Source organism: Actinomadura sp. WMMB 499 (genome assembly GCF_008824145.1).
Classification (GTDB): domain Bacteria; phylum Actinomycetota; class Actinomycetes; order Streptosporangiales; family Streptosporangiaceae; genus Spirillospora.
Genome location: NZ_CP044407.1, coordinates 6,430,627 through 6,444,433 on the forward strand (window position 1 = coordinate 6,430,627; position 13,807 = coordinate 6,444,433).

16 protein-coding genes and 2 pseudogenes are annotated in these 13,807 nt (G+C 71.3%); 7 read left to right on the forward strand and 11 right to left on the reverse strand.

The genetic code is table 11. From position 1 onward, the window contains the following. Window positions 1-57: 57 nt before the first annotated feature. Window positions 58-252 carry a hypothetical protein gene (locus F7P10_RS29230; protein ID WP_151014138.1) on the reverse strand — a complete coding sequence of 65 codons (195 nt, stop codon included), beginning with the start codon at window positions 250-252 and terminating at the stop codon, window positions 58-60. 164 nt (window positions 253-416) lie between these two features. Continuing rightward, the gene (locus tag F7P10_RS29235) at window positions 417-1,598 is read right to left on the reverse strand and encodes a cytochrome P450 (protein WP_151014140.1); all 1,182 of its coding nucleotides are present in this window, start codon (window positions 1,596-1,598) and stop codon (window positions 417-419) included. Window positions 1,599-1,739: 141 nt separating this feature from the next. Between F7P10_RS29235 and F7P10_RS29240 the strand changes: the two genes are divergently transcribed. Together F7P10_RS29240 and F7P10_RS29245 are read left to right on the forward strand one after the other, a co-directional pair. Next, the gene (locus F7P10_RS29240) at window positions 1,740-2,549 is read left to right on the forward strand and encodes an SAM-dependent methyltransferase (protein ID WP_151014142.1); all 810 of its coding nucleotides are present in this window, start codon (window positions 1,740-1,742) and stop codon (window positions 2,547-2,549) included. 36 nt (window positions 2,550-2,585) lie between these two features. Beyond that, window positions 2,586-3,863 (forward strand): acyltransferase, encoded by a 1,278-nt coding sequence (locus F7P10_RS29245; RefSeq protein WP_151014144.1) that lies wholly within the window; start codon window positions 2,586-2,588, stop codon window positions 3,861-3,863. Here the strand turns inward: F7P10_RS29245 and F7P10_RS29250 are convergent. Together F7P10_RS29250 and F7P10_RS29255 are read right to left on the reverse strand one after the other, a co-directional pair. Next, complete coding sequence (locus tag F7P10_RS29250) at window positions 3,844-4,284, reverse strand: nuclear transport factor 2 family protein (protein ID WP_151014146.1); 441 nt, start codon at window positions 4,282-4,284, stop codon at window positions 3,844-3,846. The two genes, F7P10_RS29245 and F7P10_RS29250, sit on opposite strands and share 20 nt — an antisense overlap. A gap of 74 nt (window positions 4,285-4,358) precedes the next feature. Beyond that, on the reverse strand, window positions 4,359-4,895 hold the full coding sequence (locus tag F7P10_RS29255; protein ID WP_151014148.1) for a ferredoxin: 537 nt from the start codon (window positions 4,893-4,895) through the stop codon (window positions 4,359-4,361). A gap of 66 nt (window positions 4,896-4,961) precedes the next feature. On the opposite strand from F7P10_RS29255, the pseudogene F7P10_RS44725 reads away from it, so the two are divergent. Next, a pseudogene (locus F7P10_RS44725) lies at window positions 4,962-5,171 on the forward strand (maleylpyruvate isomerase N-terminal domain-containing protein); the annotation flags it as partial. Window positions 5,172-5,298: 127 nt separating this feature from the next. Here the strand turns inward: F7P10_RS44725 and F7P10_RS29265 are convergent. Beyond that, entirely contained in the window at window positions 5,299-5,487 is a 189-nt protein-coding gene (locus tag F7P10_RS29265) for a DUF397 domain-containing protein (protein WP_151014150.1), read from the reverse strand. Continuing rightward, the gene (locus F7P10_RS29270; RefSeq protein WP_176611697.1) at window positions 5,484-6,290 is read right to left on the reverse strand and encodes a helix-turn-helix transcriptional regulator; all 807 of its coding nucleotides are present in this window, start codon (window positions 6,288-6,290) and stop codon (window positions 5,484-5,486) included. Before F7P10_RS29270 ends, F7P10_RS29265 begins: the two co-directional genes overlap by 4 nt. A 106-nt stretch (window positions 6,291-6,396) precedes the next feature. Between F7P10_RS29270 and F7P10_RS29275 the strand changes: the two genes are divergently transcribed. Both F7P10_RS29275 and F7P10_RS29280 read left to right on the forward strand, forming a co-directional pair. Beyond that, window positions 6,397-6,843, forward strand: a complete 447-nt coding sequence (locus tag F7P10_RS29275; RefSeq protein ID WP_151014154.1) for an ATP-binding protein — start codon at window positions 6,397-6,399, stop codon at window positions 6,841-6,843. A 9-nt stretch (window positions 6,844-6,852) separates the two neighbouring features. Next, complete coding sequence (locus tag F7P10_RS29280) at window positions 6,853-7,215, forward strand: hypothetical protein (protein WP_151014156.1); 363 nt, start codon at window positions 6,853-6,855, stop codon at window positions 7,213-7,215. 10 nt (window positions 7,216-7,225) lie between these two features. On the opposite strand, the gene F7P10_RS29285 is transcribed toward F7P10_RS29280, so the two are convergent. Together F7P10_RS29285 and F7P10_RS45540 are read right to left on the reverse strand one after the other, a co-directional pair. After that, window positions 7,226-7,840 carry a substrate-binding domain-containing protein gene (locus F7P10_RS29285; protein WP_176611698.1) on the reverse strand — a complete coding sequence of 205 codons (615 nt, stop codon included), beginning with the start codon at window positions 7,838-7,840 and terminating at the stop codon, window positions 7,226-7,228. A 163-nt stretch (window positions 7,841-8,003) separates the two neighbouring features. Continuing rightward, window positions 8,004-8,129 (reverse strand): annotated as a pseudogene (locus F7P10_RS45540) (LysR family transcriptional regulator); the annotation flags it as partial. Between the two features lie 71 nt (window positions 8,130-8,200). Between F7P10_RS45540 and F7P10_RS29295 the strand changes: the two are divergent. Next, on the forward strand, window positions 8,201-9,010 hold the full coding sequence (locus F7P10_RS29295; protein ID WP_151014160.1) for an oxaloacetate decarboxylase: 810 nt from the start codon (window positions 8,201-8,203) through the stop codon (window positions 9,008-9,010). Here the strand turns inward: F7P10_RS29295 and F7P10_RS29300 are convergent. Next, window positions 9,000-10,481 carry an MFS transporter gene (locus F7P10_RS29300; RefSeq protein ID WP_218040177.1) on the reverse strand — a complete coding sequence of 494 codons (1,482 nt, stop codon included), beginning with the start codon at window positions 10,479-10,481 and terminating at the stop codon, window positions 9,000-9,002. The two genes, F7P10_RS29295 and F7P10_RS29300, sit on opposite strands and share 11 nt — an antisense overlap. Before the next feature lie 61 nt (window positions 10,482-10,542). Further along, on the reverse strand, window positions 10,543-10,980 hold the full coding sequence (locus tag F7P10_RS29305; protein WP_151014162.1) for an Rrf2 family transcriptional regulator: 438 nt from the start codon (window positions 10,978-10,980) through the stop codon (window positions 10,543-10,545). Window positions 10,981-11,120: 140 nt separating this feature from the next. Between F7P10_RS29305 and F7P10_RS29310 the strand changes: the two genes are divergently transcribed. Continuing rightward, window positions 11,121-12,632 (forward strand): CocE/NonD family hydrolase, encoded by a 1,512-nt coding sequence (locus tag F7P10_RS29310; protein ID WP_151014164.1) that lies wholly within the window; start codon window positions 11,121-11,123, stop codon window positions 12,630-12,632. On the opposite strand, the gene F7P10_RS29315 is transcribed toward F7P10_RS29310, so the two are convergent. Next, window positions 12,633-13,796, reverse strand: coding sequence for an NADH:flavin oxidoreductase (locus F7P10_RS29315; protein WP_151014166.1), 1,164 nt, complete (start codon window positions 13,794-13,796; stop codon window positions 12,633-12,635). Window positions 13,797-13,807 lie beyond the last annotated feature (11 nt).

The window sequence follows — 13,807 nt, forward strand, 5'->3', positions numbered from 1 at the left end:
CGGCGCGCACGGAGGCGCGGGCCGGCGAGACCCCCGGCTTCACGGACGTGCGGCGGGTCAGTCGCTCCAGCTGTTCCACGGGCTGCTGCAGGAGCCGCGGCCCCGCTCGGGCGCGGCGGCCCGGACGCCGCGGACGCGGTCGGCCACCGACCGCGCCTCGCCCGTCTCGCCGGACACCGTCAGCGGGGCCGCGCCCGCCGCGGAGACGGCGAGCAGCCGCGCCGCCAGGTCGTTCTGCCGCTGGTCGTTCATCGGTTCCTCCCAGATACCGGGGATCGTTACGACCAACAGCAGACCGGCGGGCCGGCTTACGCCGAAAGCACGAAACCGCTTCCGAACCGCTTCCGGCCGCCGGTGGACATGGAAAAGCCGCGGGCGGCCGCCTCGCGGCGGCCGCCCGCGGCGGGTGCGACCCGTCAGCGGCGGCGGGTCACGCGGGACGGCAGGGACTCGAACCCCCGGTCGTTGGACGAGCGGACGCGCCGGGCGTTCGCCTCGTCGATCTCGAAGTCGGCGACGAGCCCGGTGATCTCCTCGAGGGCGATCCGGGCCTCCAGCCGTCCGAGGTTCGCCCCCAGGCAGTGGTGGCGGCCGTTCCCGAACGCCAGCGACGCGCTCGTGTCGCGGTCGAGGTCGAACCGATCGGGGTCGTCGAACACGCGGGGGTCGCGGTTCGCGGACCCGGTCAGCAGCAGGATCCGCGCGTCCGCCGGGATCGTCGTGCCGTGCAGCTCGACGTCCTCGGTGGTCGTCCGCGCGATCGCCTGCGTCGGGGAATCCCAGCGCAGCGTCTCCTCGATCCAGTCCGGGATCCGCCCGCCGAACGCCGCGGCCCGCGCCTCCGGGTGCCGCCACGCCGCGTGCCACGCGTTGCCGAGCAGCAGCATCGTCGTCTCGATGCCCGCCCCCACCAGCAGGATCAGCACCCCGACGATCTCCTCGGGGGTCAGCCGGTCGGCGCCCTCGGACGCGTCGAGCAGGCCCGACAGCAGGTCGTCCCGGCGCTCCCGGCCCCGCTCGATCGTCAGCTCGGTGTAGTACCCGACGAGCGCGCCGATCGCCTGCAGCGCCTCCGGCGGCAGGTCGTCGCCCTCCTCGGCCCGGTACATGATCGCCATGCCGAGGTCGCGGACCTTCCCGCGGTCGGCCTCCGGCACCCCGACCAGCTCGGAGATCACGTCCGTGGGGAACCGCGCCGCGAAGTCGGTCATCATGTCGAACGTGCCGCCCTCGACGTGCGGGCGCATGCACTCCCGCGCGATCTCCCGGATGCGCGGCTCCAGCTCCTGGACGCGCCGGGCCGTGAACGCCCGCGACACCAGTCCGCGCATCCGGGTGTGCCGGGGCGGGTCCATCGCGACGAACGAGAAGAACCGCTCCGCCTCCGGACCCCAGAAAGCGGGCTCCAGCCGCAACCCGTTAACGCTGGAGAAACGATTCGCGTCCTTCAGCGCCGTAATGACGTCCACATGCCGGGACAGGGCCCAGAAATCGTCCTTGTCATTCCGGTATACCGGCGACTCTTCGCGCAGCCGCGCGTACACCGGGTAAGGGTCGTCCTGGATCGCGAAGTCGAACGGGCTGTAGAAGGTGTCCACGGCGTTGTCTCCCGGCTCGTCGGCGCCCTGCCGAGACGATCTTGCCTGGTCGGGGACGGGGCCGCCACCATTTCCCGACATCCGGGTGCCGGTCGTGCAGTCGGGCAGAATAAAGTGGTCCAAAACTCGCGGGAGGCGCCCATGGAACCGGTTCCACCGGGGATCGATCCGACGAAGGCTCACCCTTCGCGCCGGTACAACTACTGGCTGGGCGGCAAGGACAATTTCGCGGTCGACCGGGAATCGGCCGACATGGTCGCCTCCGGATTCCCGACCGTCGCCCTCGCGGCCCGGGAGAACCGGCGGTTCATGGCCCGCGCCGTCCGGTACCTCGCCCGCGACGCCGGCATCTCGCAGTTCCTCGACATCGGCACCGGTCTCCCCTCGGCGGGCAACGTCCACGAGGTCGCCCAGTCCATCGACCCGGCGTCCCGCATCGTCTACGTCGACAACGACCCCGTCGTCCTCGTCCACGCCCGCGCCCTGCTCACCAGCGCACCCGAGGGCCGCACCGCCTACATCGACGCCGACCTGCGCGACCCCGAGAAGATCCTCGCCGCCCCCGAACTCGCCGCGACCCTCGACCCGTCCCGTCCGGTCGCGCTGATGCTCGTCGCGATCATGCACTTCATCACCGACGACGAGGACCCCTACGGTCTCGTCGCACGGCTCGTCGACGCGCTCCCGGCCGGCAGCCACGTCGTCATCACGCACGCCACCGGCGACTACCTCACCTCCGAGCAGCACGCCGAGGCCGACGAGACGAACCGCCTCAGCGGCGTCCCGTTCCGCCTCCGCACCCGCGAGGAGTTCGCCCGCTTCTTCGACGGCCTCGACCTCGTCGATCCCGGCGTCACGTCCGTCGTCGACTGGCGGCCCGACCTGCCGCCGGAGAACCGTCCCCGCGTGGAGGACGTCTCGATGTACTGCGGCGCCGCCCGGATCGCCTGATTCGCTCACCCGTGCCGGGGGCATGCTCCCGGTGCGATGCTGCGCCGACTCGCCGAACGGACGCCGCCGCAGCGAGACCGGTGGGTCGACCTGGTCCGCGCGGTCGCGATCGTCCTCGTCGTGATCGGGCACTGGCTCGCCGTCGTGGTGACCTACGACGGCGGCCTCGGCGGCGAGCACGTCCTCACCGCCCTCCCCTGGACCCGGTGGCTCTCCTGGGCGTTCCAGGTCATGCCGGTGTTCTTCCTCGCCGGCGGCTTCGCCAACGCCGCCTCCCTGAAGCCCGGCGTGCCCCGCCGCGACTGGCTACTCGGCCGCGCCGACCGCCTGCTCCGCCCGACGACCCTGTTCATCGCCGTGATCGCCGCCTCCGCCGCGGTGGCCCGCGCCCTCGGCGCCGAACCGGACCTGATCGGGACGGCCGTCTGGCTCGCGACGATCCCGCTCTGGTTCCTCGCCGCCTACCTCCCGATGATCGTGCTCACCCCGGTCATGCACGCGCTGCACCGCCGCTGGGGCCTCGCCGTCCCGGCCGTCCTGCTCGTCCTGGTGGCCGCCGGAGACGCCGCCGTGTTCGCGGACGTCCCCCACGGCGGCACGGCGAACTACCTGCTGATGTGGCTCGCCGTCCACCAGCTCGGATTCGCCTGGCACGACGGACGGCTGCCCGCCCGGACCGGGCCGCCGCTGATCGCCGCCGGACTCGCCGGACTCGTCCTGCTCACCACGGCCGGTCCGTACCCGGTCAGCATGGTCGCCGAGCCGGGCGCGCAGATGCAGAACACCGCCCCGCCCAGCCTCGCCCTCCTGTCCCTCGCGATCGCCCAGACGGGCCTGGTCGTCCTCCTGCACGACCGGGGCAACCGCTGGCTGCAGCGCCCCCGGCCCTGGACGGCCGTCGTCGCGGTCAGCACCGTGATCCTGACCCTCTTCCTGTGGCACATGACGGCCGTCGTGATCGCCGCCGCCGCGCTCTACCCCACGGGCGTCTTCCCGCAGCCCCCGATCGGGACGTCCGAGTGGTACGCCCTCCGCGCCCCGTGGGTGGCGTGCCTCCTGGCCGTCCTCGGCGTCCTGCTCGCACTGTTCGCGCGCGCCGAACGCCCCGCCCGTCCGTCCTGGCGGAAGGCCCCGACCGCCCTGACCGTCATCGGTGTGGCCTGCGTGCAGGCGGCCCTGATCGGCATCGCACTCGCGGGCCCGGACTTCCACGCCCCGGCCGCCCTGCCCGCATGGGTCCTGGCGACCTACCTGACCGGGGCCGCCGCCCTCCACCTCCAGCGGGCCCGGCCGGTCAGGGGTCGAGCCCGGTGATCCCCTTACCGGTCACCACGTCGACCGGCACCGACACCTGGTCGTGCGCGATCAGCCAGGCGCCGCCGATCCTCCGGAACCCGAACGTGACTCGGACCCACATCCCGTCCGTCGCCTGCCCGGTGCCCAGCGTGCCGCTGAGCCGCCCGAAGCCGTGCCCGAACGCGACGTCGCCGCCCACGGTGAACGTCAGGTCCCGGAGCTCGTAATTCACGTCCTCGAAGATCGCGAACACGTTCGCCCAGTTCTTCAGCTTCGCCTCGACCCCGGAGTGCTGCAGCGGCGGCTCGATGTCGAACGACACGAGGTCCTCCGCGTAGAGCTCCCGCAGGGCTTCGAGATCCTTGCTCCGCAGCCCCTCGACCAGCCGGTCGATCCGCCGCCTGATCTCGGCCTCGTCCGTCTCGGCTCGTGCGGTCATCGTCTCCCCGTCCCTTCGGTGCGTCTCCCGGCTTCTCACGGGTGATGACGACGCAGCCACCCGGAATGTGACGCTCACGAGCGCTGAAGCAACGGCAACCGATCCCCAGGCGCGGGCGAACGCCGCTCCTCCAGGAAGAAGAGATAGACCCGCAGGTGTGCGGCGAGTTCACCGTCAATGTATGCGGCGTAATTTCGGGCAGCCGCGGCCGTTCCCTGCCCGGACTTCGCGTCGTCCTCTTCCCACACATGCTGGTGGTCGGCGAGATACTCCCGGATTCGGCCCCGATTCCGCCACCATTCCCGGACCGCCGCCGGTGTCCAGTGCTCGTCGCCGTCACGGCCGTAGCCGGCGAACACCTCCTCGTCAGCGGCGGCGACGAGATGCCGGAGCTCTTCCGGTGTCCGGGGCTGGCGGTAGACGTACTCGGTGAAATGCTCCGCTTCATAGAGCACGAGCTCTGGGGCGTGGAGTCGTCCGGTACAGCAGTTGTCGGTTTCGGCCCCGTAGAACGGTCCGGGCACGTTGAGCCACGTCCGGTCGTCCCATCGCCCGAGGAACGAATCCCGAACGTCATCGATCAGCGGCACCGGATCGAAGTACAGGTCCACAACGGGAGGGTAGCGACGGGGCCGGTGCACCTGAGCGCCCGGAGCCCGTGCCGCGACCGTGGCGAGGTGGATCTCTTCTCGCGCCCCTGGACGGCACTGCGTGCGGCGGTCGCCGAACTGCCGGACGACGACTTCGCTCGTCCGTCCGGCTGTACCGGCTGGCGGTCCGCGACCTGGCGTGCCACCTGGTCACCGACGCGCAGGGACGTCCTGATCACGCTGGTCACGCCCGCCGACTCCGAACCGACCGTCGACGCGGTCACCTACTGGAAGCTCGTCGAGCGATCTCGCGGACGCACTCCCGCTCGTCCTCGGCTGGCCCCGGGCCCGCGTGCGGACGCTCGCACCGTCCCGACGTCCGGAGACCCGAAGCGTCCGGCCGCGTGGGACGCAGCGGGAACGGTCAGAAGTCGAGCTCACCGCGCTTCACACGCGCCACCAGCTCGGCGAGCTCCGCAGGTGACAAGGCGAGATGCCCCGCCTCGGGCGCCTTGCTGTCCCGGACGCCGACGGACGGGGAGAGCCGGGCCAACTCGACACAGCCCTCTTGTCCGGAATCGGCGCTATGGGTGGATTTTTTCCACTGGGTCACTGTTGGGCCTCGGTCATTTCTCGAAGTTTGGCGCGGGTGGCCTCTGGCGAGAGTGCGCGCCCGCTCGTGCGATCGAACGCGACGGCAAGTCTACGCAGGTCACTTATTTCGGTCACCAGTCTGCCGCGTGCGGGGGTCTCGACGAACCCGACTTCTCGCTCTGGGGTGCTGAACAGGTGAAACGTGCCTCCGAGTCCTTCCTGAGGGCCTGCGTCGGTCATCAGCAGTCGAAGTGAGACATGCGGTAGTTCGGCGATCTTCTCCAACTTCTCGAGTTGCCCGAGTCTGACGGCTTGCGGGGCGAGGAGGAGGGCGACCTCTGATAGGAGAACCGAGATGTACGGCGGGTCGGGTCGAGTGAAGATCGCCTGCCTTGCCATCCGCTGCTCCACCTCCGCCTCCACGTCGGCGGCCCCCGCAAGGGTGAACAGTTCCCGCGCATACTCGGACGTCTGTAGCAGGCCAGGGACGAACGTCACCCCGTTCATCCGGATCATGGATGCGAGGGCCTCGTACTCCGCGAAGGCGAGGAACTGGGCCGGGGCCTGCATGGTCTTGGCGTAGTGGTTGAGGGCCTCCAGGAGCCCGCCCGTCCTCCACTCGGCATCGAGGATCCGGAGGGCTTCGATCGGTGGATGGTTCCGACCGGCCTCCCAATTCGAGATGGTCTTGTGGTCGGCGGCGACGATCCGTCCGACGGCGGCTTGCGACAGACGCTGCTGCTTTCGTAAAACCCGCAGCTCATGGGCCAGAAGAAACCAGAGCCCGCCCATCGGGTCGATCGACTCGGCGGTGGTCGCCATCGCTCCTCCGTGACTCTCGGTCCTCTCGCGAGACATCACGAGGCTAATGCGCGACGTGTGAATCTGTGACGGAAAGCGAAGAAGTCGTCACGGAGAGGTGATCATTATGTCGACGGCCGCCACGGAAACCTGTCTCGATATGACCTTCCTCGCCGCCGGGACGGCCGCCGGGCAGGTGCGGACCCTCGTCAAGTTCCGGCTGGCGGACTGGGGCCTGGCCGGGATCGCGGACGACATGTGCCTCATCGTCGGGGAACTCGTCGCCAACGCGGTGAAGAGTACGCCCGACGGTGAGATCAGCGTGCGGCTGACCCGAGAGCCGCGCGGCGTCCTCTTCGGGGTCTGGGACTCTTCCGACGACCTCCCCGTGGCCAACCCGCCGCCAGACCTGTCACTGGACGACATCACCCCGGATCCCGAGGCTCTCGACCCGGGCCACGACGAGGGGACGTGCGGGCGGGGCCTGCCGATAGTCCAGGCGCTCTCGTCCCAGTGCGGCGTGGACAGGACCGACCCACACGGTAAGTGGGTTTGGTCGCGCATCACCGTCTGAGGAGTGCCAATGGACTGGCGAGGAAGGCCGAGGCCGCTGCTCCGGCTGCGGACGCGCCTCGGACGTGACGTGGCGGAGCGACATCTTGAACTGCTGGTCGTGGCGCTCCAGCCGATCGGCTGGAGATGCCTCCGGCTGTACGAACGGAACGAGTTCCCGCTCCCGTCCCCCTTGCTGTGGGTGTATGCCAGCGGGGCGGCCGACGATGTGGGGATGCTCATCAGTGTCCTCGCCGCTCCTCACGGTTCATGGGCTTACCACGATGCTCAGCGGGGACGCGACGGCTTCCTTTTTCCGTGCGGGGACGCGAAGGGGGTGGCCGAGATCGTGGACAGGGTGCTCAAGCACCGGATGTTCCCCGGAACCTGGTGACGCCGCGCGCTCACCGCAGTTCGGAAGTGTGGGCCTTCAACTCGGTGAGGAAGGCGGCCGCGAGAGGGCTCTGGTGGCCGTCCCTCCGGCGGACGGCCACGACGGGGAGTTCCGCCGCGAGGCCGTGGACGTCGATCGTGCGGAGGCTGCCGATGCGCAGTTCCTCGCGGATGGCGCCGACGGGCATGAGCGCCACCCCGAGTCCCGCCTCCAGCAGGCGTTTCTGCGCGGTGAGGCTGTCGATGAGGGTGATGGACGGGTCGGCGACGCCGGCGGACGCCAGCAGGCGCCGGAGGAGATGGCCGAACGAGTCGGGCTGGTGCCGTTCGGGCGGGAAACCGAGCCAGCGTTCGTCCTTGAGCGGCCCCAGGTCCGGGAGGTGCCGCTCGGTGATCTCGTGCGAGGCGGGCGCGACGATCGCCAGCCGCTCCGCGCCGAGCGTGACGGACTCCAGCGCTGGATGGACGTCGGGGAAGTAGCGCAGGCCCACGGCCGCCTCACCGGTGCGGACCAAAACGCTCACTTCGCGGCTGGTGGCCGTCCGCAGGTCGACGGGGGTTTCCGGGAACCGGGCCTCGAAGGCGCGCAGCGCGTCGACGACGTGCGAATCGGCGAGGGTTCCCACGACGGCGACGCTCAGGGGCCGGGGCTCGCCCGCCAGGTCCCGGACGGCCCGTTCCCCGTCGCGGGATCGCGGCCAGCGCGGCCTGGGCGTGGGGCAAGAGCACCTTCCCGGCCTCGGTGAGCGTCACGCGGCGGCCGGTGCGGTCGAACAGCCGCGCGTCCAGGGAGCGTTCGAGTTCGCGGATCCGTCGGCTGATCGCGGGCTGCGACCTTCCGAGCCGTGCGGACGCCTCACTGAAGCCGCCCAGTTCGGCGATGCGCACGAACGCCTCGATCTCGTCGAATGTCATTTGTTTTCCTGATATCCAGCATTTCTATTATGCATTTGACTTATATCAGATGCGCTCGGAAGGCTGGGTCCATGAGCGATCGAGCCAAGGCGGCCAGGTTCCAGGAGCTGCACCGGCGGCCGGAGCCGTTGCTGCTGCCCAACCCGTGGGACGTCGGGACCGCGCGGCTGCTGGCCGGCCTCGGGTTCGAGGCCCTGGCCACCACGAGCCTCGGAGTGTCCAACACGCACGGCCGTCATCGGGCGAGCCGACAGGAACTCCTGGACAACTGCCGAGCCATCGACGCGGCGACCCCTCTGCCCGTGAACGCGGATCTGGAGAACTGCTTCGCCGACGACCCCGCCGACGCGGCCCGGATGATCGAGGACGCCTGCGCGCACGGGGCGGTCGGCGCGTCCATCGAGGACGCGACGGGGGGCCGGCGCGCCCCGATCTACGACTTCGGACTGGCCGTCGACCGGGTGCGGGCCGCCGTGGAGACGGCCCGCACGCTGCCCGTCCCGTTCGTCCTGACTGCCCGGGCCGAGAACCTGCTGTACGGGGTGGACGATCTCGACGACACGATCCGGCGCCTGCAGGCCTTCGAGGAGGCGGGCGCCGACGTCCTGTACGCGCCCGGCCTGCGCACCCTGGAGCAGATGCGGACCGTGGTCGCGTCCGTCACCAAGCCGGTGAACGTGGTGATGGGGTTCGCCGACCCCTCGATCACGCTGGACCAGCTGGGCGAGATCGGCGTGCGGCGGGTGAGCATCGGTGGCGCCCTGTCCAGGCTGGCCCTGCGCTCCTTCATGACCGGCGCCCGGGAGATGCGCGAGGGCCGCTTCGGCTTCGTCGCGGACATCGCGCCCATGTCCGACCTGCTCCCCGCGTTCAGCCGGTGATCTCGTCCCCTGAGGCCCGTGACGAGTTCGTCACCTTGTCCGGACGGGGCGACGGGACGGCCTCGGGCGGGGCCGGTGTGGGGCGGAGGCGCCGGGCGATCGGCAGGGTGAGGAGGGCGAGGGCGGTCATGGTGAGGAAGACGTCGGAGTACGCGGCGCCGTCCGGGCCGCCGAACAGGGGGTTGACGGCGCCGGTCTCCCGCCGGGCGGTCAGCAGGACGCCGAACAGGGCGGGGCCCGCCCCGGCACCCAGGAACTGGGCGCCCTGCAGGATGCCGACGCCCACGCCGACATGGTCGCCGGGGAGGGCGGTCGCGGCGGCGGTGATGACCGCGTTCATGACGAGCATGAACCCGACGCTGAGGCCGAGGATCCCGATTCCGGCGGGCAGGACGGACGTGCCGCCGGTGAACGTCGACAGGTGCAGGGAGGACAGCGCGACAGCGGCGAGGCCCGCCAGGACGAGCGGGCGGGTGCCGATGGTGTCGGCGAGGCGTCCGGTAAGGGGTGCGACGGCGGCGGCGGCGACGCCCGCGGGGATCATGACGAGCGCGCCCGCGCCGGGCCCGAGGCCGTTGACGTCGATGAGGAGGAGGGGCACGAACACCATCCCGCCGAGGTAGACGGTCATGGCGAGGAAGGCGACGGCGACGGCGGTCCGGTAGACGCGGTCGGCGAACAGGGCGGGTGGGACGAACGGGCGCGGGGAGCGGACGGTGCGCCGTGCGAACAGCGTGAGCGCGACGGTGGCCCCGAGGAGGCTGCCCCAGGAGGCGGGGGAGGACGCGCCGGCGGTCTGCGCCTGCGTGATGCCGAACAGCAGGAGCCCGCTGCCGAGGCCGAGGAGGATGCCGCCCGCCAGGTCGAACGGGCTCCCGCCCGCCGGGGGGCCGGGTGGAAGGACGCGCATCGCCGCGGGCAGCAGCGCGAGGGCCAGGACGAGCGTCAGCCAGAAGAGCGCGGGCCACCCGAGGGCCTCGCCGGCGCCGCCGCCGACGGCGGGTCCGACGGCGGTGCCGATGCCCGAGCCCGCGGAGACGACGCCGATCCCGAACCCGCGGCGGCCGGCGGGCATCAGCAGGGTCACCGCGATGATCGACAGCACCGGGATCGCGGCCGCGCCGGCGCCCGTCACGATGCGGCCGAGGACGAGGACGGGGAGGTTCGGGGCGAGCGCGCTGAGCAGGCTCCCGGCGGCGAAGGCGAGGAGCGCGAGGCAGAAGAGGCGGCGCAGGCCCACGCGGTCGGCGATGCGCCCGTAGAAGGGGATGCCGACGGAGAAACTCAGCATGAAGCCGGTGACGACCCATGTGGTCTCGGCTTCGGTGGCGCCGAAGTCCGCGCCGATGTCGGGGAGCACGAGGTTCACCATGTCGCCCGCGATGACCGTGCCGATCATCGCGGTCAGCAGGACGGCCAGCAGGGCCGGGACGTTGCGTTCGGTGCCGGACACCGTGGTCCTTTCGGTCAACTGCAACCAATATGGTTACAGTTAGGGCGAGAAAAACGGCGGAGGCCGTCCTCCGCCGCGGCTACCGTGCGAGTTCGCGTTCTCTGTTCAGCACTTCCTGGTGCAGGTCGGCGATGGTGGTCCGGTCGAGCCGTTCCTCCAGGGCCCGCTCGGCCTCCCGGAACTCGGTCTCGAGCAGGGACATCATGTGCCGCCCGACCGCGCACGCGTCGCTGGGCGGATGGCTGTGCCGGGCGAGGACGGGCCCTTCCTCGACGGCGGTGTAGGCGTCGAGGAGCGTGATCTCGCGGGCGGGACGGGCGAGCCGCCAGCCGCCGCCCCGTCCCTCGGCCGACCACACGATGCCCGCGTCCCGCAGGGCGCCGAGGACGCGCCGGACGAGGACGGGGTTGCTCGCGAGGCTGTCGGCGATCTCGGCCGAGGTCATCGGCGTGTCCTCGCGGCGGGCCAGAAAGGTCAGCCCGTGGATCGCGACCGCGCTCCTGCTGCTGAGGGCCACAGTGCTCCTCCCGGAAGTAACTGCAACGAAAGTAGTTGCAGTTAAGGTGGACCGTCAAGCCGGGCCCCGTTCCTGCCGCGCCGGAAATGAGATGGTTTCGTGTCTGGACGTGAAATCTGAGCGTCATCTAGGTTTCGGCCATGCGCTCCAAGATCGCGGCCGTGACGGCCGGAATCGTGCTGCTGTCCGCCGTTCCCGCCGCCGCCGACGAGGCGTCCGGGCGGCGGACGGTCGAGGTCGCGTCGTTCGACGGCACGAAGATCGTCACGAACTTCTTCCCGGCCCCCGGGCTGGAGGTGGGCGAGCGCGCGGAGTCCGTCCTGCTGGGCTCGGGCTTCGGCGGGCGCGGCGCGACCGACCCCGAGTCGGGCGAGCTGGGCTACCTCCTCGGCGCCGGGTACAACGTGATCACCTGGAACCCGCGCGGGTTCGGGTCCGCGGGCGAGGTGCAGATCGATCACCCGGAGGTCGAGGGCCGCGACGTTCGGGCGCTGATCGACTGGATCGCGCGGCAGCCCGAGGCGGAGCTGGACGGCCGGGGCGACCCGCGGCTCGGCATGGCGGGCGGCAGCTACGGCGGCGCGATCCAGCTCGTGACGGCCGGGCTGGACGACCGGGTCGACGTGATCGTCCCCGGCTACACGTATCACTCGCTGAACGACGCCCTGTACCCGAACCGGACGATCAAGGCCGGATGGGCGTTCGGGCTGTGCTCGGCGGGCCTGCAGAACGGCAACCGGTTCCACCCGCGTGTCTCGACGATCTGCCTGCGGGCGCTGACGAGCGGGACGGTCACGAAGCCGGACGAGACGTGGATGCGCGATCACGGCCCCGACTTCCTCATCGAGAACATCGACATCCCGACGCTGTTCGTCCAGGGCGTGACCGACACCCTGTTCCCGGTGAGCCACGCGATCGCCGGCTACCGGACGGTCAAGGCGAACGGCGCCCCGGTGAAGATGGTGTGGACGTGCGGCGGCCACGCGAGCTGCATGGACGCCGAGCACGACGGGACGGTCGACCGCGAGGCGACGCTCGCGTGGTTCCAGCGGTACCTGCGCGAGGACGCGAGCGTCCGGACGGGCCCGGAGTTCACGTACCCGGACAACACGGGCGCCCGGCACGCGGCGGCGGCGTTCCCGCCCCCGGCGGCCGAGCCCGCGCGAGGCACCGGCAAGGGCACGACGCTGTTCAGCCCGGCCGACAACTCCGGCGCCATGTTCACCGGCGGGTACTCGCACAACCGCATCGAGATCCCGCTCGACGCGCCGTCCGGCGGCCTGCTCGTCGGCGCGCCGAAGCTGACGATGAAGTACCGGGGCCACGCGACGGACGCGACGACGTCCGTCTACGCGCAGCTGGTCGACGCGAGCGTCCCGGTCCCCGGCGACCTGCCCGCGTCGGTGCTCCCGCCGCTGGCCGAGGGCGACCCGCAGGTCGTCAACGGCATGGTCACGCCGGTGCCGGTCACCCTGGACGGCACCGCGCGCGAGCTCACGATCGACCTGGAGGACATCGTGTGGCGCCTGCGCCCCGGCTCGGAGCTCAAGCTCCAGATCGTCCCGAACAGCGCCGTGTTCAACCAGCAGCGCGCCGCCGGCTGGATCGACGTCACGTCCGCGACCGTCACCGTCCCCACGACCGCGGGCTGATCACGCGAGCACGCAGTGCGTGCCGGTAAAGATCGTCGGCATGCACTTGTTGCAGTGGATGCACAGTGACGTCGTCGACGCGTCCGCCTGGACGCGGTTGATCAGGTCGGGCTCGCGCAGGAGCGCGCGGCCCATCGCGACGAACTCGAAGCCCTCGGCCATCGCGAGGTCCATCGTGGCGCGCTCGGTGACGCCGCCGAGCAGGACGAGCGGCAGGTCGAGCGCGGCGCGGAACTGGCGGGCGCTCTCGAGGAGGAACGCCTCCTCGTAGGGGTACGCGCGGATGAACCGGTCCCCGACGAGCCGGACGCCGAGCCGCATCGGCTGCTTGAACGTCGCGGCGAACTCGCGGACCGGGGCGTCCCCGCGGAACAGGTACATCGGGTTGAGCAGCGAGCTGCCCGCGGTCAGTTCGAGGGCGTCGACCGAGCCGTCGGCCTCGAGCCACTTCGCGACCCGGATGCTCTCGTCGAGCCAGAACCCGCCGGGCACGCCGTCGTCCATGTTCAGCTTCGCGAGGATCGCGATGCGGTCGCCGACGGCGTCGCGGACGGCGCGGGCGGCGCCGCGGGCGACCTTCGCGCGGTTCTCGAGGGAGCCGCCGTACTCGTCCGTCCGCTTGTTGATCTTCGGGGAGAGGAACGAGCTGGCGAAGTAGTTGTGCCCCAGGTGGATCTCGACGGCGTCGAACCCGGCCTCGGCGGCCATCCGCGCGGCGTCGGCGTGGGCGCGGGTGACGCGCTCGATGTCGGCGCGGGTCGCCGCCCGCGTCATCCGCATCGACTGGGGGTTGAACATCCGGGACGGCGCGATGGCCGGGACGCCGTTGGAGCGGCCGTTCGCGACCGGTCCGGCGTGCCCGATCTGCGCGGACGCGGCGGCGCCCGCGGCGTGCACGGCGCCGGTCAGCCGGCGGAGGCCGGGCATCGCCTCGGGCCGCCAGTGGATCTGGTCGTACTCGGTGCGGCCGTCGGGGGCGACCGCGCAGTACGCGACGGTCGTCATCGCGACGCCGCCCGCGGCGTGCGCCCGGTGGAACTCGACGAGGTCGTCGGTGACGAGGGCGCCCTTCGTCATGCCCTCGAAGGTCGCGGCCTTGATCGTCCGGTTGCGGAGGGTCAGCGGGCCGAGGCGCGCGGGTTCGAAGACGTCCGGGGTGGTCAAGGTGTGCCTCC